The following is a 21,537-nucleotide window of genomic DNA, read 5'->3' on the forward strand; positions in this document are numbered from 1 at the left end:
CATGATGTGTTAGTCCTGCCAGCGGTATGAATAAACCGTTTCAGCACCGCCGGCATTTAGCCTTGGCGTTGGCGACATACGGGGATTCAGGCGGATAGCCTGTTCCAACGATGACACACCACCTTGGACCTCAACTCGAAACTGTACTCGATCAGCCTGGACTCCGCTGATCCGCAACGCCTCAACCGGAGGCAACTGACGCAAATAATCCAACAACTGCAGGTAATCTTCTGTATCGGCGACATTGGTGACTTCGAGTTGCAAACCGGTTTCGACGTAATTAAAACGGACAGCACCCAATGACGCTAGCACGGTATCCGCAGTATCATCGATAACCTCTTGTAATTGATCGGACAATGCTCCCTCTGGTTTAATTGAGCGGGCGTTGCCTGCTTGCAATAACAACCATTCGGTTTGCCAACCACCACTGTGACTCTGTGTTAACCGGCCAATCAAAATAGCATCGGGCTGGTAACGTTGCGATGCTTGCTCAATAGGCTCGCGAAAAAAGCCCCATAAGTCACTCACATCCAGTGCCGTCTGATCATTCAGATCGAATAGCGGTATATCTAAGGGAACTCCCCGCGCTTGAGCCTGCTGAGTCAACTGAGTGTAAATTTCACTTTCAGGCGCCACATAATCACGCGGGGCTGCACCACGCTGTTCGGCCAACCAAACCAAGACAACTGGGCGGGCAGACCCAACCGGGTTGAGATTGGCCTGCTGCAACAACCGCTCAACCAGCACCTGATCGAACTCCAATAATAAACGCTGACCTAGCACCTCGCGCCCATCGCCCGCCGAGATAGGCGTCTGTGTTGCCTGATAACTAAATTGATTTAACCACGCCGAGGGCTGCTGCAAGGCACTCACCACCGCGGGTTTATTCATCACATTACTTCGCCCAGACACTTTAATAAGGACGGCTTTCAACCCCTGCTGTAGCTGCTCATCGGAAGGTTGAGCCAATTGTTCCGGCACCAGCATTTCAGCGCTATATAAACCCTTCACCATACCCGCCTGGGTTAAGGTACACAGGCCTAGCAGCATCACTAGCAGCAGACCATTACAAAGCTTACGTATCATGATTGTTCATTAGCCCCATTTGACTGTTTGATAATCAATTCAGACAGTCTGAAAAAAGTGTCTTTTTAAGCGGCATAAACTTTAACACACAATAGCCCCCTCACCATCAACCTGATAGAATACGCGTCAAATTTTTTCAATCAGTAATCAGCCCGAACAGGTTCATACAAACTATGTCTGCAACTGACCATAACACTCCTATCAGCTACAAAGACGCTGGTGTCGATATCGATGCCGGAAACGCACTGGTAGATCGCATTAAAGGCGTTGCAAAACGCACCGCCCGTCCCGAAGTTATGGGTGGCCTAGGTGGCTTTGGCGCTCTATGCGAAATCCCAGAAGGCTATAAAAAGCCTGTACTGGTATCCGGTACCGACGGTGTAGGTACTAAGTTGCGTCTAGCAATGGACCTGAAAAAGCACGATACCATCGGCATCGACCTAGTCGCCATGTGTGTTAACGACCTTATTGTTGCGGGTGCCGAACCCCTGTTCTTTCTCGACTATTATGCGACGGGCAAACTAAATATCGATATCGCCGCCGACGTTGTGACCGGTATTGGTGCGGGCTGTGAACTCGCCGGCGCAGCACTTGTCGGTGGTGAAACCGCGGAAATGCCCGGCATGTATGAAGGCGAAGATTATGATCTCGCGGGTTTCTGTGTTGGTGTTGTTGAGAAAGATGACATCATCGATGGCTCTAAAGTCAGCGTCGGCGATAAAATTATTGCCCTTCCTTCATCCGGCCCACACTCCAACGGTTATTCTCTGATCCGCAAGATCATCGAAGTCCGTGACGCCGACCTAAGCGGCACCGTCGATGGTAAGCCACTGACTGAAGCGCTGCTTGAGCCAACCCGTATCTACGTTAAGCCAGTGCTGCAATTAATCAAAAACAGCCAGGTTAATGCGCTATCCCACATTACTGGTGGCGGCTTGCTGGAAAACATTCCCCGCGTACTGCCACAAAATGCTAAAGCCGTTATTGATATTAATAGCTGGCAGATGCCGGAAGTGTTCCGTTGGATTCAAAAGCTGGGTAACGTTGATGCCCGTGAAATGTACCGCACCCTCAACTGCGGTATCGGCATGGTGATCTGCGTACCCGCGGAAACCGCAAATACTGCCCTGCAAATCCTTAAAGATGCCGGTGAAGCTCCCTTTATTGTTGGCGAAATTGCAACCGCCGCCGAGGGCGAAGAACAGGTCGATCTACTGGGCCTGGAGGCCTAAGAATGGCAGACAAAAGCATTGTTGTTCTGATCTCCGGCAGCGGCTCAAACCTGCAAGCGATCATCGATGCTATCGCGAGCGGCCAGATTGATGGCCGCATCGCTGCGGTACTGAGTAATAAAGCAGAAGCGTTCGGCCTTGAGCGGGCTAAAACAGCCGGCATTCCTCAAATCATGATCAATCATAACGATTATGACAGCCGCGAAAATTTCGATAAAGCGATGATCGATGCCATTGATGCATATACGCCAGATCTCATTGTGCTGGCGGGCTTTATGCGCATCCTCACGCCCGCGTTTGTGCGGCACTATCAGGGACGCATGCTTAACATCCATCCATCCCTGCTACCTAAATATAAAGGCCTGCATACTCACCAACGCGCTTTGGATGCCGGTGATGCACAGCATGGTTGCACAGTTCACTTTGTTACAGAAGAACTCGATGGTGGCCCGCTCGCCATCCAAGCACCCCTGAGTATTGAGTCAACCGATACAGCCGAAAGCTTACAGCAGCGTGTCCACAGCACGGAACATACAATTTATCCGCTAGCGGTTGAGTGGTTCTGTGCCGACCGTCTGACGCTATCCGTTTCAGGCGCTGTTCAGCTCGATGGCACTAATCTGCCACCTGAAGGATACCAATTCATTCAGGAGTAACTGATGCGATTCAGTAAACTACTTATCCCGGCCTTACTACTTTCTTGCTCACTCACGGTACAGGCCGCCGAACTATTCAAACCCTACAAGGCTGTTTATAAAGCCCAATGGGATATAGGCATCGCCTTCGGAGGCGACGCTATTGGCGAACTAACACGCAACGGTAACCAGTGGAAAGCCTCTCTCAGTGCCGAGGCATTAATTGCCAAAGTCGACGAATATTCCGAATTCACCCTAGAAGACGATAACGTCGTACCACAGCATTACGAATATCATCGCAAAGTCATTGGCAACAACAAGGACACCGTGTTGCAGTTTGACTGGAACAACAGCAGCGTCTTAAAGGCTAGCAAAAAGCAGCCTAAAACAATGACAATCCCCACCGGCACTCAGGATAAAATCAGCTATCAAATGCAGCTGCGCCTCGACTTAGCCGCCGGAAAACAGCAGCTGTCTTATCAAGTGGCCGATGGCAACAAGATCAAAATCTATCCCTTTATTATTGTCGGCACGGAAACAGTCGAAACTGCTATAGGCACTTTTGAAGCCGTTAAGATTCAACGCGATCGCGGGGCTGACAGTAAACGCGAAACCTTCCTGTGGTGCGCCCCAGAACTCGACTATATGGTTGTAAAACTGCAACAGGTCGAAAAAAGCGGCAAGGAGTACAGCTTGCTAATCGACAAACTGGAATTTATGGAACCCTGATGACCCCATACGAACAACAGGCCGACTCAATGTATAACCAGCTGATCGAGATGGAGAACGGCGCCGAACCCAATCAACTGTTTCTGTGCAGCTACCTTCTCGGTCACATAAGCTTGGTCAGCGCGGAGCAAGGCGATACCGCTCAACAGTTTAGACAAAAACTAGAACAAAGCTTAGAAAACGCCTTTAAAATTGACCAGCTAAGCGAGCAAGATATCAATGATATTCGCGCCCTCTGGCAACAGCTCAGCGAGACAAATGCATGAATTTTGACAAAGAGGGTATAGTCTCAGTCTGGTATTCGACCACCGACTTCGCAACCATTCCCGATAGTTATTTTGAAGAAGATGAACAGGGCCTAGATCGTTGGGCTAAAAACTTTGAAATTACTGAATATGATCCTGAAAACATGGAAACTAACGGCTGTGAGAAAGGCATTGCTCCCATCCGTGAGATTATCGCCCCATGCTCTTGGTCATATTCCTATGGTGATGCCATCATTAAAAAGATCGAAAAGCTGGGTGACAAACAGGTTAGCTGGATAATTCTGCTGTTTGATTTTGAATACCGCGCCAAGAAAACTCATATCTTCGAAGACGAATACGTGCACTTTGTTGGCTGCTTCCCATACGACATGGACGCAGGCAACTTAGAATAGCAGCACCCTTTGCCAGCAAAGTGAGGGCCTGCTTCGCCGCTAGCGCCTTCACGCAAAACAAAACTCACCTACAAACCAAGCCCATTTCCACACAAAGCCTATTCAAAACGAAACGGCTTAAAAGCGAAACTTAGCCAGGCTGATTCGCCCATTCAGCACCGCAACCCCCTCCTCTTGCAACAATTCCACCTGCCTCAAATACCCCTCACTGCCAACCGGCATAGATATTCGGCCACTGGCATTAATCACACGAAACCAAGGCAGTTGAGTATCCTTAGGCAACTGACTCAAACAACGCCCCACCATTCTAGCCGCACCGGGCATACCCGCCATCTGGGCCACCTGACCATAGGTAGCAACCCTCCCCTCAGGAATCGCCGCCACCGCATGCCATATCATCTCATACGCCGGATTCTGCGCCATACCACTCCTCAAGCAAACCAAACATTAGATATTCGACGCCTAAACACTGAGCCTAAACAAAACGCCCATTGCGACCAACCGAACCAAATAAAAACATCATAAAAAGAAAGTTTGAAATCATTCAAGCGCCTTCTGAGCGAAAAAACGGCGACAACAATTACATTTAGAGCCCCCCCATTCGCGCGCACTCCAACAGACCAACACCAAGCGATAAACAATACTATCGATAACAACGCCCCAGAGAACAACCACCACGAGAATTAGACACCAAACTCTGATACATTGGTCTGAAGCTCAGCGGCAGTGCAACCCAAAGCCACCATGATGAAGAAAATAATGCCCCGTATAAAAGCACTCATACAAACTCACTACTTGCTTCTACTGCTAACACTGAGTCCAGCAAGCGCCTTCGCCTCGGCCATTCCTGATTTTGATCAACAAGGGCTAACACAATGGGAAAGCGAAAACTTTGTTGGTGAAACCCGCTACAGCCTTACAACCGAAGGCGATAATGAGATATTGGAAGCCCGCTCTAACCAATCAGCATCCGGCCTCTTTTATAAACAGGCCTTACCCATTACCGCAGACACCCGACTCAGTTGGCGCTGGAAAATCAACAACACCTGGCCTGACGCGGTCGAAACCAGCAAAACCGGTGATGACTTTCCGGTACGCGTTTACATCGTAGTTTCAGACGGCCCGTTTTTTTGGCAAAAACGCACCCTCGTCTATGTCTGGTCTAACAACAAACCGATCAACAGCCGCTGGGATAACCCGTACACCAGCAAGGCGCTGATGTGGGCAGTTGATAGCGGTACAGAACTGGCCGGGCAATGGACCGAACACCACCGCCCTTTACAAGCCGACCTCAAGACAGCCTTTGACACCATTTACACCGAAATCGAGGCCATTGCCATCATGACCGACAGCGATAATGGTGGCTCAAGCTTCCTCAGCTGGTATGACAACATCGAACTAAACTGAACAATATCCGCCCTCTGTGATCGCAACAAGAAAAAACGGGCATTTATTTAATAATGGGCGTATAATACCGCGTTTTACAATTCCATTCCTTCCGGTACCTTCAAATATGTCAGACACACAAGTCGCGTTCAGCGACCTTGATCTCCCCTCTTCCGTTCTTAAATCCATCACAGAGCTTGGCTATGAAACACCATCACCAATTCAAGCCGCTTGTATCCCGCTATTACTGAACGGGCAGGATGTTCTGGGGATGGCACAAACAGGTACCGGTAAAACCGCTGCTTTCGCTTTACCTTTACTGAGCCGTATTGACCTGAAACTCAACAAACCTCAGGTTTTGGTGCTAGCACCAACACGCGAACTCGCGGTTCAGGTGGCTGAAGCGTTCCAAGCGTATGCACGTCACGTTCCTGGTTTCCATGTACTGCCGATCTACGGTGGTCAGAGCTATGCCCTGCAGCTGAAACAACTGCGTCGTGGCCCACATGTTGTCGTGGGTACACCTGGTCGCGTAATGGATCACTTGGATCGCGGCACACTCAAGCTTGACGAACTCAAAGCAATGGTGCTTGACGAAGCCGACGAAATGCTGCGCATGGGCTTTATCGATGACGTTGAAACCATTATGGCTAAAACGCCGTCAGAACGTCAGACTGCACTATTTTCGGCCACCATGCCGGAACAGATCCGTCGGATTACTAAGCGTTATATGCGCGATCCGCAAGAGATCAAAATTGCATCAAAAACATCCACCATGGAAAACATCGATCAGCGCTGCTGGATCGTTTCTGGTGTCAACAAACTTGATGCACTGGTTCGTATTCTGGAAACAGAAGACTGTGGCGGTATCATTATTTTTGCCCGCACGAAAACAGCCACCACCGAAATTGCCGAAAAACTTGAAGCTCGTGGCTATTCTGCAGCAGCACTTAACGGTGACATGAACCAGCAGCTACGTGAACGCACCGTACAGCGCCTGAAAGACGCCAAACTCGATATTGTTGTTGCAACCGATGTTGCCGCACGGGGTCTTGATGTTGAGCGTGTCGGCATGGTGATCAACTATGATATCCCTTATGACACCGAAGCCTATGTTCACCGTATCGGTCGTACCGGTCGTGCTGGACGTGACGGCAAGGCGATTCTCTTTGTTGCACCACGCGAACGTCGCCTGCTGAAACAGATCGAACAAGCGACACGTCAGCCAATCAAGCAGATGGACCTTCCTTCACGGGATATGGTGCAGAGCAAACGCCTTGAATCTTTCCGCGAACAGATTACCACTATCTTCAATGATGAAGACATGGGAACCTACCGCGAGCTGATCGATCAACTGGCTTCTGAAACCAAGCTGGAAACATTGGATCTAGCCTCTGCCTTGCTGTTTATGGCACAGAAAGAGAAACCACTGATTCTACCGCCTGAGCCTGAGCCACGTGCTCGCCGCGAACGAGACAACGACCGTGATAGCGATCGTGGTGCCAAGCGCGAACGCATTAACTATGCGGATCTCGATGTATACCGCCTTGAAGTCGGCCGTAACGACGGCATACAGGTTAAAAACATCGTCGGCGCAATTGCTAACGAAGCGGACATTAACAGCCGCCATATCGGGGATATCCGGCTATTTGATGATTACAGCACCGTTCAGCTACCTAAAGGTATGCCGACCGAAGTATTGCAGCAACTCAAAGGCGTGTTTATCTGTCGCAAGAAGATCGATATCAGTCTGATGGAAGGTGAAATTGCTCGCCCTGCTCCTCGCAAACCACGCGGAGAGTTTAAAGGCAAAGGTCGCGGCCCTAACGATCGTAGTGCACCTCGCAAGCCACGGCCAAAACGCGAAGGCTAAGCACTCCTATGCGTTAAAAAACTAATTAAAAGAGAGCCTATTGGCTCTCTTTTTTTGCGTCCACATTAGCCAATGTTAACCGCCAATGAAATGCTAATAAGCCCTACAAGGCACTGCAGCATAACTACTTGAAAGCAATCCAAAAGCAACAAAAATCTAACTAAGGATTCAGTTGCAACAGCGCATCACCCTCTGCTAACCTCTAACTAAAGATCGATCATTAAGCCTCACAGCAAGGTGTCTTTAAAGCGCCCAACATAGGCATTGAATGCATCTTAAACCGCTTTCATTAAAAACAATCTAGCTGGCCTATCACCAGCAATTCGGTCTCAATACAGGATATTAACCATCAGTATCAAACAGCAGAACAACCAAGGCAGCCGTATTAATCCTCTCGCTGATCTGCACCCCAATGCCGTACAGGATCAACGTTGACATTGTCAGCCTTGACCTTGAACGCACACCTGAGCAGATAATTGACATCAAAGGAAACCCACCATGAAAAAAGCCATTACTTTAGTTTTCGCAATGACCTTTCTTTCTGTGCCGCCCGCGATGGCCCACGAACACGCCCATATGGATATCAGTTCTGAATATATTGCCGGTTTTTTGGCTGGTGCTAACTTGACCGATGGCGCTATTATTCAGAACATCAACACAGGCAATGAAAGCGATTTTTTACAGCGAGCCTACCGCACTCGACTCGGTAAAAAACATCCTAATGCACAAGCGACCTATCTAGCAGGCTTCTGCCTACCCGAGGGAATAGATGACAAAACAGTGATCCATAAAGTCACCGAAAAACTAAAAAGCACCACATACCCCGAAAATACTCAACGGGATGTCATCGTTTATAACACCATCAAATCACTCTACCCTTGCCGAGAGTAAACCCCTTAATCCAACCCACACACGACAGAGAACACCGTAGAAAACAGATGCGACTAATATTTATGATAGCGACACAGTTTAGATTAATTAGCCGATTACAGAGTTTAGGAGTCACCAATGAGACGTAAAAGTAAGGCTGTAGGTAAAGTGTATACCGCACCCTGGGAAAAAGCTTTCGCGACTGTTCTGACCCCTTTAGAGGAGTTTATCCATCGCCAGACCACCAGTGGTATCTTACTGATGCTGTTTGCAGTGGTCGCACTGGTTGTCGCTAACACCCAGCTAAATGAAGGCTATCACCACATACTGCAAACACACTTCGTTATCGGTTTCGAAGGCTTCCAATTATCCAAAACGCTACACCATTGGATTAATGACGGCCTAATGGCGCTTTTCTTCTTGGTCGTCGGCCTCGAATTGAAACGCGAGCTGCTGGTCGGCGAACTGGCGAATATAAAGCAAGCATCATTACCCATTATTGCCGCTGTGGGCGGCATGCTGATGCCCGCGCTGATTTATGCAGCTATCAACCCAGAAGGCCATACCCTGAACGGTTGGGGTATCCCTATGGCCACCGACATCGCATTTGCCCTTGGCGCGTTGGCGCTGCTAGGCAACCGGGTACCACAGAATCTACTGATGTTTCTGGTGGCACTAGCAATTGTCGATGACTTAGGCGCAGTGGTCGTTATTGCGGTATTTTATACCGAAACGATCAATATCCCTGCCCTATTGACCGCAGGGGCAATGGTCTTCGTCCTCATCTGCCTCAACCTTGGTGGTGTACGACGTATCCTACCCTATTCCCTGATTGGCGTTATTCTCTGGATCGCGATGCTAAAAAGTGGCGTACATGCCACCCTAGCAGGGGTTTTACTCGCCTTCACTATTCCGATGAAACCTAAATATGACCCCAAGCGCTTTCTGGCTCTAGTCCGCGACAGCGCCGATCATATTAAAAGCGTATTCGGTCAAAACGAGAATATTATATTAAACGATGCATTAAGGTCCCGTGTGCGGGCACTTGGAGAAGGGGTTTATAAAGTTCAAGCACCGGCTCAAGTACTCGAACATAAACTGCACCTACCATCGGCTTATCTGATCATTCCAATCTTCGCTCTTGCCAATGCCGGCGTGCCTATTAACTGGTCTGAATATGCCGAAGTACTTTCACACCAGGTCACGCTGGGTATAGGTGCAGGTCTGATTTTTGGTAAGTTAATTGGTATCGCTGGATTTACATGGCTGGCTGTCAAACTGAAAGTTAGCTCACTGCCGAAAGGCCTGAATTTCGATCATATCATCGGGGTAGCCTTCATGGGCGGCATCGGTTTCACCATGTCGATTTTCATCGCTGAATTAGGCTTTGCCCAATACCCATCAGACCTACTGATGGCTAAAACCGGCATTCTGTTTGCCTCTTTAATCTCAGGCCTCATCGGCTTTGCTTGGCTGTACTTTAAAACCAGCAAAAACGAAGCATAACCCTCCAGAGAAAAGAGAGTCTAAGGCTCTCTTTTCTCCACCCCTTCCGTAAAGGCCATCAATTACTCACTCAACTAGCTTCTAAAGGCTTCAACTGATCACCGAGGCGCACAAGCCCCGACTCAAGAATCCGCGCACACAGCCCGCCATAGCCTAGCATCGAGGCTGCACCGCCCTGCCCTAGCGCTTGATTCATCCGCACACAGGGATAACATAATGCCGTTGCTTCGAAGATCGCACCACCAATACTAAAGGTTTGATGCCGCAAGGCATTAAGATTGATACCACTAACCACTAAATTACGTCGCAGCAAACTTGGATCTATCTGCGCGATGCCCGTATAAGTTTCAATCAAACCGATGAACTCACTGGAGATCAGTGTGACCTGCCGTGCAGAACCCGGTGTTTTAGCACACCGATGATCGCCTTCAAGACCTAAACCCGCAAGCGCTTGCGCCTGATCAACCACTAACATTGCCTGCTTACGCCCGGGCCGTAAGCCGATCCACTCGAGCCGACCAGGCTTAAGGTCTTTGCCATAGCGAGCAAACAGTTTTTTTTGCGTCATAGCGACTAAAAGATCCCCTCACCCTGCTGATCAATCATCTGCTTAGCTTTACGTATCGTCTCAGTTGCACAACTTTCACTGGAGGGCAGCATGTCAGCCCGAATAAACCGGTGGCTCTGCTCACCCTTAGTGATTACCCCGTTGACACGATAGCCGCCATCTTCATGCACGGGCGCCGGCGTAATCGTGAAGCCTTGATACTCTTCTGATGGCAACTCTTGCGGCACTTCCGGCTTTTTATCCGCCGCACCAAAAACCGATTTGATAGTAGAAAACAGACTCATAACAACTCCTTTAATAGATCAAACCAGAATACCTGTAGATAAGAATCAAACGCAATCAACAGGCACAAAAAAACCGCCGATAGGCGGTTTTTCTAACATCGAGTCGTTAACAAGTAGCTAAGCACTCATAACGACTCGAACAACGCAGTGCGTTTATTTCCAGCCAGTTACTTCACGCAGACCGTCAGCGATCTGAGCAAGGGAACGAACAGTTTTTACACCAGCAGCTTCCAGAGCAGCAAACTTCTCGTCTGCTGTACCTTTACCACCAGAGATGATCGCGCCAGCATGACCCATACGCTTACCAGCAGGTGCAGTAACACCAGCAATGTAAGAGACAACAGGCTTAGTTACGTTAGCTTTGATGTAAGCTGCCGCTTCTTCTTCAGCAGAACCACCGATCTCACCGATCATAACAATCGCTTCAGTCTGTGGATCGTTCTGGAACAGTTCCAGAATATCGATGAAGTTAGAACCTGGAATTGGGTCACCACCAATACCGACACAGGTAGACTGACCGAAGCCAGCATCTGTCGTCTGCTTAACCGCTTCATAAGTCAGGGTACCGGAACGTGAAACGATTCCGACCTTACCTGGCAGATGAATGTGGCCTGGCATGATACCAATCTTACACTCTCCCGGCGTGATAACACCCGGGCAGTTTGGTCCGATCAGACGAACACCTAGATTGTCACATACCACTTTACATTCCAGCATATCAAGAACTGGGATGTGCTCAGTGATACAAACGATCAGCTTGATACCACTGTTAGCCGCTTCAAGGATAGAATCCTTACAGAAAGCAGCAGGTACATAGATAACAGATGCTTCAGCACCCGTTACTTCAACCGCTTCGGCAACCGTATTAAATACAGGCAGACCTAAATGCTCAGTACCGCCTTTACCCGGTGTAACACCACCGACCATTTTAGTACCGTAAGCAATCGCTTGTTCAGAGTGGAAGGTACCCTGACCACCAGTGAAACCTTGACAGATTACTTTGGTGTCTTTATTAATCAGAACGGACATTGTTATTTACCCTCCGCTGCTTTAACGGCTTGCTCAGCGGCATCTGTCAGGCTAGTCGCGGCAATGATAGCCAGACCAGACTCAGACAACAGCTTAGAACCAAGCTCTGCATTGTTACCTTCCAGACGTACAACTACTGGTACTTTTACGCCTACTTCCTTCACTGCACCGATAATACCTTCAGCAATCAGATCGCAACGTACGATACCGCCAAAGATGTTAACCAGAACGGCTTTAACCTTAGAATCTTCAAGAATAATCTTGAAAGCTTCGGTAACACGCTCTTTAGTTGCGCCGCCACCAACGTCCAGGAAGTTAGCCGGAAATCCGCCGAACAAAGAAACGATATCCATCGTACCCATTGCCAAGCCAGCACCGTTAACCATACAACCGATGGTACCATCCAGCGCTACATAGTTAAGTTCCCACTGAGCCGCGCGTGCTTCACGCTCGTCTTCTTGTGAAGGATCTTGCATCGCTTGCAGATCTTTATGACGGTAAACAGAGTTACCATCAATCGCTACTTTAGCATCCAAGCAGTGCAGGTTGCCTTCGGTAGTAATAACCAGCGGGTTAATTTCAAGCAGAGCCAGATCTTTCTCTTTGAACATCTTAGCCAGACCCAGGAAAATCTGAGTAAACTGCTTAATCTGAACGCCTTCAAGACCCAGTTTGAATGCCAGTTCACGCGCCTGATATGGCTGTGCACCGGTGACAGGATCAATTGTCGCTTTAAGAATTTTCTCTGGTGTTTCTTCCGCAACCTTCTCGATCTCAACACCACCTTCAGTAGAGGCCATGAAGACGATACGACGAGATGAACGATCAACAACCGCACCCAGATACAGCTCATTAGCAATATCAGTGCAGTCTTCAACCAGAATTTTGGAAACAGGCTGACCATTAGCGTCAGTTTGGTAAGTTACCAGGTTTTTACCCAGCCAGTTGGCAGCAAATTCCTTTGCTTCAGCAGGAGAGTTGATCAGCTTTACGCCGCCAGCCTTACCGCGGCCACCTGCGTGAACCTGCGTTTTAACTACCCACTTATCACCGCCAATTTTCTCAGCAGCCGCCGCAGCAGCTTCTGGAGTATCTACCGCGATTCCTTTTGAAACCGGCAGACCATATTCGGCAAACAGCTGTTTACCTTGGTACTCATGAAGATTCATGCTCTAATCCGTCGTCTATTTCACACTTATCTAGGAACCTGCGAAAAGATAGGAGAGTGTACCTTTTCGCAGCCCAATTGCGTCCGGTGATAACAGATCCACCTTCTACAATAATCGGCCGGGAAATACCCGGCCGAAATTTAAAATCTTATTGTACAGCGATTAACGCTTTTTACGATTAGCCATATGGATAGCATGACCATCAACAGCCAAAGCTGCTTCATGGATTACTTCCGATACAGTTGGGTGCGCAAATACAGTTAACTGCAAGTCTTCTGCAGTTGAACCAAATTCCATCGCAATCGCCGCCTGAGCAATCAACTCAGAAGCCATACCACCCACCATATGAACACCCAAAATACGATCGGTTGCTTCATCGGCAATCATTTTAACGAAACCGTCTGTATCATCGGCAGCCATCGCACGACCCGAAGCAGCGAATGGGAATTTACCCACTTTAATGGCAACGCCAGCCGCTTTAAGCTCTTGCTCAGTCTTACCAACCCAGGCCAATTCAGGATGAGTGTAGATAATGCTAGGAATAACATCGTAATTCATCTGTGCATGATGTCCGGCGATAATATCAGCCACCATGATGCCTTCTTCAGATGCCTTGTGAGCCAACATAGGGCCACGTACAGAGTCACCAACCGCATACACGCCCGGCGCTTCAGTACGACACTGACCATCAACAAAGATAAAGCCGCGCTCATCCAGTTTAACGCCAGAATCATCCGCCAACAGACCTTTAGTCAATGGACGACGACCAACAGCAACGATCAACTTATCGACAACCAGCTCTTTATCGCCTTCAGCATCGGTATACTTCAGGGTGACTTCTTGACCATTGATCTCTGTACCGGTGCAACGTGCACCCAGTTTGATATCAAGGTTCTGCTTCTTAAAGACTTTAGCCGCTTCTTTAGCAACGTCCTTATCGGCCATCCCCAAGAACTCATCCATCGCTTCCAACACGGTGACTTCAGTACCCAAACGCGCCCAGACAGAACCCATTTCAAGCCCGATAACACCGGCACCGATAACACCCAAACGCTTCGGTGTTTCATCGATATTCAATGCGCCTTCGTTATCCAGAATCAGACCTTCAGTCAGCGGAGCTGGCGGAATTTCTACCGGCACAGAACCTGAAGCGAGAATCACATTGTCAGCAGCATAAACAGTTGCCGTGCCATCAGCAGCAGTCACTTGAACCTGCTTATTCGCCAGCAATTTACCCATACCTTGGATAACGGTAACACCATTGGCCTTAAATAGACCGGCAACACCCATGGTCAGGTTGCTAACGATTTTATTCTTGCGGGCAACCATTTTTTTAACATCCATGGAGATATCACCCGTCTGGATGCCATGTACGTCAGCGTGCTGTGTCTTATGGAACTGATGTGTTGACTCAAGCAATGCTTTAGAAGGGATACAACCCACGTTTAGACAAGTACCTCCCAATACAGGAGCCCCTTTGCCATCAACCCATTTTTCTACACACGCAGTTTTCAGACCCAACTGTGCTGCGCGAATAGCGGCTACATAACCGCCAGGGCCTGCACCAATTACAATTACGTCAAATTTATCAGACATCTCTTTCCTACCTATCGATTCGTTCTATTAATGGACTGAATTAAACTTCCAGCAGCATACGTGCAGGATCTTCCAGAAGGTCTTTAATAGTCACGAGGAATTGTACCGCTTCCTTACCATCAATCATACGATGGTCGTAGGACAACGCTAGATACATCATAGGCAGAATTTCAACCTGTCCATTCACAGCCATAGGGCGGTCCTGGATTTTGTGCATACCCATGATAGCGGTTTGTGGCGGATTCAGAATAGGTGTGGACATCAACGAACCAAACACACCACCGTTGGTGATTGTGAATGTACCGCCTTGCATATCATCCAGACCCAGCTTACCGTCACGGCCACGTTTACCGAAATCGGCAATCGTAGATTCAACATCAGCCAATGTCATTGCATCCGTGTCACGCAGAACAGGCACCATCAGGCCACGTTCAGTGGATACAGCAACACCAATATCTTGATAACCATGATAAACCATGTCGTTACCATCGATAGAGGCATTCACCGCTGGGAAACGCTTCAACGCTTCAGTCGCGGCTTTAACGAAGAAAGACATAAAGCCTAAACGAGTACCGTTATGGGTCTTCTCGAACAGATCTTTGTACTGCTTACGCAGTTCCATGATCGGCTTCATATTGACTTCGTTATAGGTTGTCAGCATGGCAGCGCTTTGCTGTGCTTCAACCAAACGCTTAGCGATAGTGGCACGCAGACGCGTCATTGGTACACGCTTCTCGACTCGCTCACCGCTAACGATATTCAGTGCTGCTGCATTATCAACCTTAACCGGCGCGGCAGGTGCTGCAGCAGGTTTAGTTTTCAGGAAGTTAACCACATCTTCCTTAGTGATACCGCCATTCTTGCCAGTACCTGAGATCTGGTTTGCATCCAAACCATTTTCTTCAATCAGCTTTCGTGCTGCTGGACCGACTTTTTCAGCATCCGTTGAAGCAGAAGCATCCGTAGATGCTGCAGGCGCTTCAGCGGCCGCCGGTGCAGCAGACGCCGCAGCACCCGCTTCAAAAATAGCCAGTACTTCTTCACTCAGTACAGTATCGCCTTCACCTTTGATGATCTCTTTGATCACACCATCAGACGGCGCTACAACTTCCAAAACAACTTTATCAGTTTCAATATCAACGATCAGCTCATCGGTAGCACAAGCTTCACCTGGCTGTTTGTGCCAGGTCGCTACAGTACCGTCGGCTACGGATTCAGGGAAGGTCGGCGTTTTGATTTCGATTGACATGTCTTTTCCTTTCTCAGTGCTACATAACAGGCTTTTTTGTCTGGCCTGTTAGCCATTGATTGCTTCATTAACCAGTTTTTCCTGCTGTTCAAGGTGTACAGAAATGTAACCTACGGCAGGAGCTGCGGCATGTGGACGACCCACACCTTCCATATGAATCTTGTCATTGTGACGAGCCAGTGCATGGCGCATATGATGCTGCGAACAATACCAAGCACCTTGGTTCATTGGCTCTTCTTGACACCAAACAACAGATTCAAGGTTAGTGTAATCTTTGATCGCATCAAACATTTGATCTTCAGGGAACGGATACAGTTGCTCAATACGAATAATCGCAACGTCATCCTTCTCTAATTCAGCACGACGGTTATACAGATCGTAATAAACCTTACCGCTACACAGCACAAGGCGTTTAACCTTCTTCGGCTCCAGCGTATCGGTTTCAGCGATAACGGGATAGAAAGCACCATCGGACAATTCATCCAGCGAAGAAACCGCCTGCTTATGACGCAACAAGCTCTTCGGTGTCATGACGACTAACGGCTTACGCAGTGGGCGAACAATCTGACGACGTAACAGGTGGAACATCTGCGCCGGCGTAGTCGGTACACACACCTGAATATTGTGTTCAGCACACAATTGTAGGTAGCGCTCTAGACGTGCGGAGGAGTGCTCTGGTCCCTGTCCTTCAAAGCCATGTGGCAACAGCATGGTCAAACCACACAGTCGAGCCCATTTATGCTCACCACTGGTAATAAACTGGTCGATAACAACCTGAGCGCCGTTGGCGAAATCACCAAACTGAGCTTCCCAGATCACGAGCGCGTTCGGCATCGTGGTTGAATAACCATATTCAAATGCTAACACCGCTTCTTCTGACAAGAAGGAGTCATGCAGGGTTAGCACAGGCTGATCCGCATCGATGTTTTTCAGTGGCTCATAGACTTCACCATTGCGCTGATCATGCAGCACAGCGTGACGATGCGAGAATGTACCGCGGCCGACGTCCTGACCGGTCAAGCGAACCGGGAAACCTTCCGCCAGAATAGTGGCATAAGCCAACGATTCAGCCATACCCCAGTTCAATTGCATAGCACCGACCGCCATACGCTTACGGTCGTCGTAGATTTTCTGAACCTGACGCTGAACCTGGAAGCCTTCCGGCACTTCACAGATTTTAGTGCCTAGCTCTTGCAGCAACTTGTTATCGACACGGGTATCGCAATCAAATGACCACTGGTGCCCTAAGTAAGGCGTCCAGTCAACAAACAACTCTTGGTTAGGCTGCAATACCAAGGAATGGGTGACATGCTTACCCTCTTCCAGATCCTTACGGTAATCCAGCTCTAGCTGCTTACTTTGCTCAGCAGTAAGAAGCCCCTCAGAGATCAACTGCTGCGCATAGAGCTCACGGGTCGACTTCTGCACTTTGATCTGTTTGTACATCAATGGCTGCGTGCCTGAAGGCTCATCCGCTTCGTTATGACCACGACGACGATAACAAACCAGGTCAATGACCACATCTTTCTTAAATTCAGTACGGTAATCAACCGCCAACTGAGTAACAAAGCGCACCGCTTCAGGGTCATCACCATTCACATGGAAAATAGGCGCCTGAACCATCTTAGCGATATCAGTACAGTATTCAGTCGAGCGGGAGTCTTCCTGCTTGTTAGTGGTAAAACCAACTTGGTTATTCACCACAATATGAATCGTACCACCGGTCTTGTAAGCACGGGTCTGGGACATCTGGAATGTCTCCATCACCACACCCTGACCCGCAAATGCTTGGTCACCGTGAATATTGACCGGCACAACCGTCGTACCAACCGAATCTTCACGACGATCTTGACGAGCACGTACGGAGCCTTCAACAACGGGTGACGAAATCTCAAGGTGGGATGGGTTAAACGCCATCGCGAGGTGAACTTCACCACCACCGGTCATTACGTTGGATGAAAAGCCCTGGTGGTATTTCACATCACCCGAAGTTTCCAGCGTTTTCTTACCTTCAAACTCACCAAACAGTTCGGTCGGGTTTTTACCGAAGATATTCACTAGGGTGTTCAAACGCCCCCGGTGAGCCATACCGATAACCACCTCACGAGCACCTTGCTTACCAGCACGCTGGATCAAGGTATTCAATGAAACAATCAGTGTTTCACCGCCCTCAAGACCAAAACGTTTAGCACCAGCAAAGCGGGAACCCAGATATTTTTCCAGACCTTCTGCCGCTGTCAGACGTTCAAGCACCATCATCTTCTTGTCGGCATCGACAACGGGATGAGAGCGAACGGGTTCCAGTCGAGATTGAATCCAGCGTTTTTCTTGAGTATCGACAATATGCATATATTCAGCGCCCACTGTTGTGCAGTAGGTTTTGTTTAGATCGTCGAGAATCTCTTTAAGCGTGGCCTCTTCACTACCAAAGAACAGGGAACCTGTTTGGAATGTAGTATCGAAATCGGCTGCAGATAATTCATGAAAACGCGGATCGAGATCCGGCACCGGTTCACGCTGACTCAGGTTCAGCGGATCGATATCGGCTGCCTGATGACCACGGACACGATAAGCATTAATCATCCGCAATACACGGATCTGCTTTTTCTCATGTTCAGAGCTACTGCTGTTACCGCCCACAGGCGCAGCATGGCGCTGATTCTTAGCCAAATAGAGGAAATGATCCCGAACCGTAGAATGTGGAACATCCTGGGTCAGGTTGTCGCCGACTTTGGGTAGTCGGTCAAATTCTTCACGCCATTCCTGAGGAATCGCGTTGGGGTCCATCAGATAGGATTCATATAGCTGCTCAATGTAAGACAGGTTGCCACCGTATAGATGGGCATTCTTCCACATCAGCTCCATTATGCCTTCTTGCATTCTTGATCACCCTGGCTCAGGGGTACTTTGGAAGTACAGGATGCACCACGTCCTGTCCAACTGGCCTTTTGGGCCGTCCCCTGTTTAGTTACCGTTATTATTTCTCACGTCTATGCCCTGTTAGAGGTACAGAGCATACGGGACGTGATTCTACGCTTTTTAACGCTTGGTTCATATATCAATGCAGAGGGAATTCTAAAAACTTTCCATACAAACGGATATAAGTCTTTTGACTAGTATCCAAAAATTACTTAAAAAAAGCGGCTCCAACAGGAGCCGCCTTATTTTTGCAATCAGGTCGCTTGTGAAAGCAACATGTTGCGGATCTTACCGATTGCCTTAGTCGGGTTAAGCCCTTTAGGACAAACCGCGACACAGTTCATGATCCCGTGGCAGCGGAATACACTGAAAGGATCATCCAACTCAGCCAGTCGCTCCGAAGTAGCGGTATCACGACTGTCAGCCAAGAAGCGATAAGCCTGCAGCAGACCAGACGGTCCAACAAACTTATCAGGGTTCCACCAGAAAGATGGGCAGGCAGTAGAACAGCATGCACAGAGAATACACTCGTACAAACCATCCAGCTCAGCGCGCTCTTCTGGTGACTGCAGACGTTCGATCGCCGGTGGCGGCGTATCGTTGATCAAGAACGGCTTGATCTTTTCGTACTGCGTATAGAACTGAGTCATATCGACAACTAGGTCACGAATAACCGGCAGACCCGGCAACGGACGCAATACAAGCTTGTCACTTTCAACAACTTCAGATAATGGTGTGATACATGCCAGACCATTCAGGCCGTTCATGTTCATACCATCTGAGCCACATACACCTTCACGACATGAACGACGATATCCTAACGTCGGATCCTTGTCTTTCAGTAGTTGCAGCAGATCCAATACCATGATGTCCTTGCCACCCGGGATATCAATATGGATATCCTGCATGTAAGGCGCATCATCGATCTCAGGATTATAGCGATATACACTTACCAGCATCGTAACAACCCCTTAGTAAGTTCGAACTTTTGGTGGGAATGCATCCATGGTCTTCGGAGCAAAGTTTACATCACGCTTAGTGATCTCTTTGGTCTTCGGATCAAACATTGAGTGGCACAACCAGTTAACATCATCACGTTCAGTGTAATCATTACGGGCGTGAGCGCCGCGACTTTCCGTCCGTGTCAGTGCTGCGATAGCCGTTGCCTCAGCAACTTCCATCAGGTTTTCCAACTCAAGGGCTTCGATGCGTGCAGTGTTGAAAGACTTAGACTTATCTTCAAGGTGCAGATTAGAGACACGTGTACGAATCTCCTTCAGCATCTCAAGGCCTTTCTCCATGCTTTCGCCTTCACGGAATACACCGAAATACAACTGCATGGTTTTCTGAAGATCAGCACGAACCTCAGAAACACGCTCACCACCGGTAGAATTGTTCAGACGATTCAGACGTGCCATCGCTTGTTCAATGTCAGCTTCAGTTGCATCATCAACAGCGTAGCCTTCAGCCATCTGCTTCTCGATTTGTATACCCGCAGCACGACCAAAGACAACCAAGTCAAGCAGTGAGTTACCACCTAAGCGGTTAGCACCGTGTACTGATACACAAGCCACTTCACCACAAGCAAACAGACCATCAATGATATAATCATTGCCGTCCGTATCGCGACCAATCGCTTGGCCACCAACGTTAGTGGCAACGCCACCCATCTGGTAGTGACAGGTCGGTACAACCGGCACAGGCTCTTTAACGGGATCAGCATGAGCGAATGTCTTAGACAACTCACAAATACCTGGTAGACGAGACTGCAAGACTTCTTCGCCGAGGTGATCGAGTTTCAGGAATACATGATCGCCGTTTTCACCGCAACCACGACCCGCTAGGATCTCAAGTACCATTGAACGTGCAACAACGTCACGACCTGCAAGGTCTTTGGCGTTTGGCGCATAACGTTCCATGAAGCGCTCACCGTCTTTATTGACCAGGTAACCACCTTCACCACGACAACCTTCAGTCACCAGTACACCCGCACCCGCAATACCGGTTGGGTGGAACTGCCACATCTCCATATCCTGCGCAGGCACACCCGCACGCAAAGACATACCCATACCGTCACCGGTATTGATCAGAGCATTGGTAGTAGACTGGAAGATACGTCCAGCGCCGCCAGTAGCCAGCACCGTAGCTTTCGCTTTAACGTAAACCGTTTCACCGGTTTCAATACAGATAGCGATAACACCAACAACTGCACCGTCTTTATTTTTGACCAGATCAACCGCATACCATTCATTCATGAAGGTCGTACCGGCTTTAATATTCGCCTGATACAGCGTGTGCAACAGTGCGTGACCCGTACGGTCAGCGGCAGCACAGGTACGAGCAGCCTGACCGCCCTCACCGAAGTTTTTAGACTGACCACCAAACGGACGTTGGTAGATACGGCCTTCTTCAGTACGGGAGAACGGCAGACCCATATGGTCTAGCTCAAATACCGCTTGAGGGCCAACAGAACACATGTATTCGATAGCGTCTTGGTCACCGATATAATCGGAACCTTTAACGGTATCGTACATGTGCCAGCGCCAATCATCGTTCGGATCAACACTCGCAATCGCACAGGTAATACCACCCTGTGCTGATACGGTGTGCGAACGGGTTGGAAATACTTTAGTAATACACGCGGTATTGAGGCCACCCTGGGCCAATTGCAGTGCGGCACGCATTCCTGCGCCACCACCACCGATGACAATACCGTCAAAAGTCAGCGTACGTAACTTGCTGCTCATC

Annotated in this window: 20 protein-coding genes; 9 read left to right on the top strand and 11 right to left on the bottom strand. The window is 48.9% G+C overall.

The window, feature by feature from the left end:
- Positions 1-9: 9 nt before the first annotated feature.
- Positions 10-1,086, bottom strand: a complete 1,077-nt coding sequence (locus AC0L4K_RS11425; protein ID WP_473266209.1) for a DUF2066 domain-containing protein — start codon at positions 1,084-1,086, stop codon at positions 10-12.
- A 173-nt stretch (positions 1,087-1,259) separates the two neighbouring features.
- Between AC0L4K_RS11425 and purM the strand changes: the two genes are divergently transcribed.
- Genes purM through AC0L4K_RS11450 form a run of 5 tightly spaced genes read left to right on the top strand, consistent with a single transcriptional unit; the run spans position 1,260 to position 4,340 of the window.
- Positions 1,260-2,318 carry a phosphoribosylformylglycinamidine cyclo-ligase gene (gene purM / locus AC0L4K_RS11430; protein ID WP_417222218.1) on the top strand — a complete coding sequence of 353 codons (1,059 nt, stop codon included), beginning with the start codon at positions 1,260-1,262 and terminating at the stop codon, positions 2,316-2,318.
- A gap of 2 nt (positions 2,319-2,320) precedes the next feature.
- A complete protein-coding gene (gene purN, locus AC0L4K_RS11435; RefSeq protein WP_417222217.1) occupies positions 2,321-2,974 on the top strand; it encodes a phosphoribosylglycinamide formyltransferase in 654 nt (217 codons plus the stop codon).
- 3 nt (positions 2,975-2,977) lie between these two features.
- The gene (locus AC0L4K_RS11440; protein ID WP_473266211.1) at positions 2,978-3,682 is read left to right on the top strand and encodes a DUF3108 domain-containing protein; all 705 of its coding nucleotides are present in this window, start codon (positions 2,978-2,980) and stop codon (positions 3,680-3,682) included.
- Complete coding sequence (locus AC0L4K_RS11445) at positions 3,682-3,948, top strand: YfcL family protein (protein ID WP_417222213.1); 267 nt, start codon at positions 3,682-3,684, stop codon at positions 3,946-3,948. Before AC0L4K_RS11440 ends, AC0L4K_RS11445 begins: the two co-directional genes overlap by 1 nt.
- On the top strand, positions 3,945-4,340 hold the full coding sequence (locus tag AC0L4K_RS11450) for an immunity 22 family protein (protein ID WP_417222212.1): 396 nt from the start codon (positions 3,945-3,947) through the stop codon (positions 4,338-4,340). The genes AC0L4K_RS11445 and AC0L4K_RS11450 overlap by 4 nt, the downstream gene beginning before the upstream one ends.
- 117 nt (positions 4,341-4,457) lie before the next feature.
- Here the strand turns inward: AC0L4K_RS11450 and AC0L4K_RS11455 are convergent, their stop codons facing one another.
- Positions 4,458-4,763, bottom strand: coding sequence for an MGMT family protein (locus tag AC0L4K_RS11455; protein ID WP_473266214.1), 306 nt, complete (start codon positions 4,761-4,763; stop codon positions 4,458-4,460).
- Positions 4,764-5,099: 336 nt separating this feature from the next.
- On the opposite strand from AC0L4K_RS11455, the gene AC0L4K_RS11460 reads away from it, so the two are divergent.
- From AC0L4K_RS11460 to nhaA, 4 genes are all read left to right on the top strand, one after another.
- Positions 5,100-5,747 (top strand): DUF3047 domain-containing protein, encoded by a 648-nt coding sequence (locus tag AC0L4K_RS11460; RefSeq protein WP_473266215.1) that lies wholly within the window; start codon positions 5,100-5,102, stop codon positions 5,745-5,747.
- 106 nt (positions 5,748-5,853) lie between these two features.
- Positions 5,854-7,599 carry a DEAD/DEAH box helicase gene (locus AC0L4K_RS11465; protein WP_417222207.1) on the top strand — a complete coding sequence of 582 codons (1,746 nt, stop codon included), beginning with the start codon at positions 5,854-5,856 and terminating at the stop codon, positions 7,597-7,599.
- A gap of 498 nt (positions 7,600-8,097) precedes the next feature.
- The gene (locus AC0L4K_RS11470) at positions 8,098-8,490 is read left to right on the top strand and encodes a hypothetical protein (RefSeq protein WP_417222204.1); all 393 of its coding nucleotides are present in this window, start codon (positions 8,098-8,100) and stop codon (positions 8,488-8,490) included.
- 117 nt (positions 8,491-8,607) lie between these two features.
- Positions 8,608-9,975 carry a Na+/H+ antiporter NhaA gene (nhaA, locus tag AC0L4K_RS11475; RefSeq protein ID WP_417222202.1) on the top strand — a complete coding sequence of 456 codons (1,368 nt, stop codon included), beginning with the start codon at positions 8,608-8,610 and terminating at the stop codon, positions 9,973-9,975.
- Positions 9,976-10,045: 70 nt separating this feature from the next.
- Here the strand turns inward: nhaA and AC0L4K_RS11480 are convergent, their stop codons facing one another.
- The 9 genes from AC0L4K_RS11480 to sdhA form a co-directional block, all read right to left on the bottom strand.
- Positions 10,046-10,543 carry an MOSC domain-containing protein gene (locus AC0L4K_RS11480; RefSeq protein ID WP_473266218.1) on the bottom strand — a complete coding sequence of 166 codons (498 nt, stop codon included), beginning with the start codon at positions 10,541-10,543 and terminating at the stop codon, positions 10,046-10,048.
- A 5-nt stretch (positions 10,544-10,548) separates the two neighbouring features.
- Positions 10,549-10,827: an HlyU family transcriptional regulator gene (locus AC0L4K_RS11485; protein ID WP_473266221.1), complete on the bottom strand. Its 279-nt coding sequence runs from the start codon at positions 10,825-10,827 to the stop codon at positions 10,549-10,551.
- A 153-nt stretch (positions 10,828-10,980) separates the two neighbouring features.
- The gene (gene sucD / locus AC0L4K_RS11490) at positions 10,981-11,856 is read right to left on the bottom strand and encodes a succinate--CoA ligase subunit alpha (RefSeq protein ID WP_126158038.1); all 876 of its coding nucleotides are present in this window, start codon (positions 11,854-11,856) and stop codon (positions 10,981-10,983) included.
- A gap of 2 nt (positions 11,857-11,858) precedes the next feature.
- Positions 11,859-13,025, bottom strand: coding sequence for an ADP-forming succinate--CoA ligase subunit beta (gene sucC / locus AC0L4K_RS11495; protein WP_417222195.1), 1,167 nt, complete (start codon positions 13,023-13,025; stop codon positions 11,859-11,861).
- Positions 13,026-13,187: 162 nt separating this feature from the next.
- Positions 13,188-14,621 carry a dihydrolipoyl dehydrogenase gene (gene lpdA / locus AC0L4K_RS11500; RefSeq protein ID WP_417222193.1) on the bottom strand — a complete coding sequence of 478 codons (1,434 nt, stop codon included), beginning with the start codon at positions 14,619-14,621 and terminating at the stop codon, positions 13,188-13,190.
- A gap of 40 nt (positions 14,622-14,661) precedes the next feature.
- On the bottom strand, positions 14,662-15,870 hold the full coding sequence (odhB, locus tag AC0L4K_RS11505; protein ID WP_473266226.1) for a 2-oxoglutarate dehydrogenase complex dihydrolipoyllysine-residue succinyltransferase: 1,209 nt from the start codon (positions 15,868-15,870) through the stop codon (positions 14,662-14,664).
- Between the two features lie 48 nt (positions 15,871-15,918).
- A complete protein-coding gene (locus tag AC0L4K_RS11510) occupies positions 15,919-18,750 on the bottom strand; it encodes a 2-oxoglutarate dehydrogenase E1 component (protein ID WP_417222189.1) in 2,832 nt (943 codons plus the stop codon).
- Between the two features lie 293 nt (positions 18,751-19,043).
- A complete protein-coding gene (locus AC0L4K_RS11515; RefSeq protein WP_417222187.1) occupies positions 19,044-19,748 on the bottom strand; it encodes a succinate dehydrogenase iron-sulfur subunit in 705 nt (234 codons plus the stop codon).
- A 12-nt stretch (positions 19,749-19,760) separates the two neighbouring features.
- A complete protein-coding gene (sdhA, locus tag AC0L4K_RS11520) occupies positions 19,761-21,536 on the bottom strand; it encodes a succinate dehydrogenase flavoprotein subunit (RefSeq protein WP_417222186.1) in 1,776 nt (591 codons plus the stop codon).
- Between the last annotated feature and the right edge of the window lies 1 nt (position 21,537).

The sequence above is a fragment of the Amphritea sp. GJ51-11 genome (assembly GCF_055808735.1).

Bases quoted from the DNA above. Each gene is read 5' to 3' on its own strand.
- AC0L4K_RS11515 (WP_417222187.1), bottom strand. From the start codon at position 19,748: ATGCTGGTAAGTGTATATCGCTATAATCCTGAGATCGATGATGCGCCT.
- AC0L4K_RS11460 (WP_473266215.1), top strand. From the start codon at position 5,100: ATGCCCCGTATAAAAGCACTCATACAAACTCACTACTTGCTTCTACTG.
- purM (WP_417222218.1), top strand. From the start codon at position 1,260: ATGTCTGCAACTGACCATAACACTCCTATCAGCTACAAAGACGCTGGT.
- AC0L4K_RS11510 (WP_417222189.1), bottom strand. From the start codon at position 18,750: ATGCAAGAAGGCATAATGGAGCTGATGTGGAAGAATGCCCATCTATAC.
- sucD (WP_126158038.1), bottom strand. From the start codon at position 11,856: ATGTCCGTTCTGATTAATAAAGACACCAAAGTAATCTGTCAAGGTTTC.
- sdhA (WP_417222186.1), bottom strand. From the start codon at position 21,536: ATGAGCAGCAAGTTACGTACGCTGACTTTTGACGGTATTGTCATCGGT.
- purN (WP_417222217.1), top strand. From the start codon at position 2,321: ATGGCAGACAAAAGCATTGTTGTTCTGATCTCCGGCAGCGGCTCAAAC.
- AC0L4K_RS11425 (WP_473266209.1), bottom strand. From the start codon at position 1,086: ATGATACGTAAGCTTTGTAATGGTCTGCTGCTAGTGATGCTGCTAGGC.
- AC0L4K_RS11470 (WP_417222204.1), top strand. From the start codon at position 8,098: ATGAAAAAAGCCATTACTTTAGTTTTCGCAATGACCTTTCTTTCTGTG.
- AC0L4K_RS11485 (WP_473266221.1), bottom strand. From the start codon at position 10,827: ATGAGTCTGTTTTCTACTATCAAATCGGTTTTTGGTGCGGCGGATAAA.
- sucC (WP_417222195.1), bottom strand. From the start codon at position 13,025: ATGAATCTTCATGAGTACCAAGGTAAACAGCTGTTTGCCGAATATGGT.
- odhB (WP_473266226.1), bottom strand. From the start codon at position 15,870: ATGTCAATCGAAATCAAAACGCCGACCTTCCCTGAATCCGTAGCCGAC.
- nhaA (WP_417222202.1), top strand. From the start codon at position 8,608: ATGAGACGTAAAAGTAAGGCTGTAGGTAAAGTGTATACCGCACCCTGG.
- AC0L4K_RS11445 (WP_417222213.1), top strand. From the start codon at position 3,682: ATGACCCCATACGAACAACAGGCCGACTCAATGTATAACCAGCTGATC.
- AC0L4K_RS11440 (WP_473266211.1), top strand. From the start codon at position 2,978: ATGCGATTCAGTAAACTACTTATCCCGGCCTTACTACTTTCTTGCTCA.
- AC0L4K_RS11455 (WP_473266214.1), bottom strand. From the start codon at position 4,763: ATGGCGCAGAATCCGGCGTATGAGATGATATGGCATGCGGTGGCGGCG.
- lpdA (WP_417222193.1), bottom strand. From the start codon at position 14,621: ATGTCTGATAAATTTGACGTAATTGTAATTGGTGCAGGCCCTGGCGGT.
- AC0L4K_RS11450 (WP_417222212.1), top strand. From the start codon at position 3,945: ATGAATTTTGACAAAGAGGGTATAGTCTCAGTCTGGTATTCGACCACC.
- AC0L4K_RS11480 (WP_473266218.1), bottom strand. From the start codon at position 10,543: ATGACGCAAAAAAAACTGTTTGCTCGCTATGGCAAAGACCTTAAGCCT.
- AC0L4K_RS11465 (WP_417222207.1), top strand. From the start codon at position 5,854: ATGTCAGACACACAAGTCGCGTTCAGCGACCTTGATCTCCCCTCTTCC.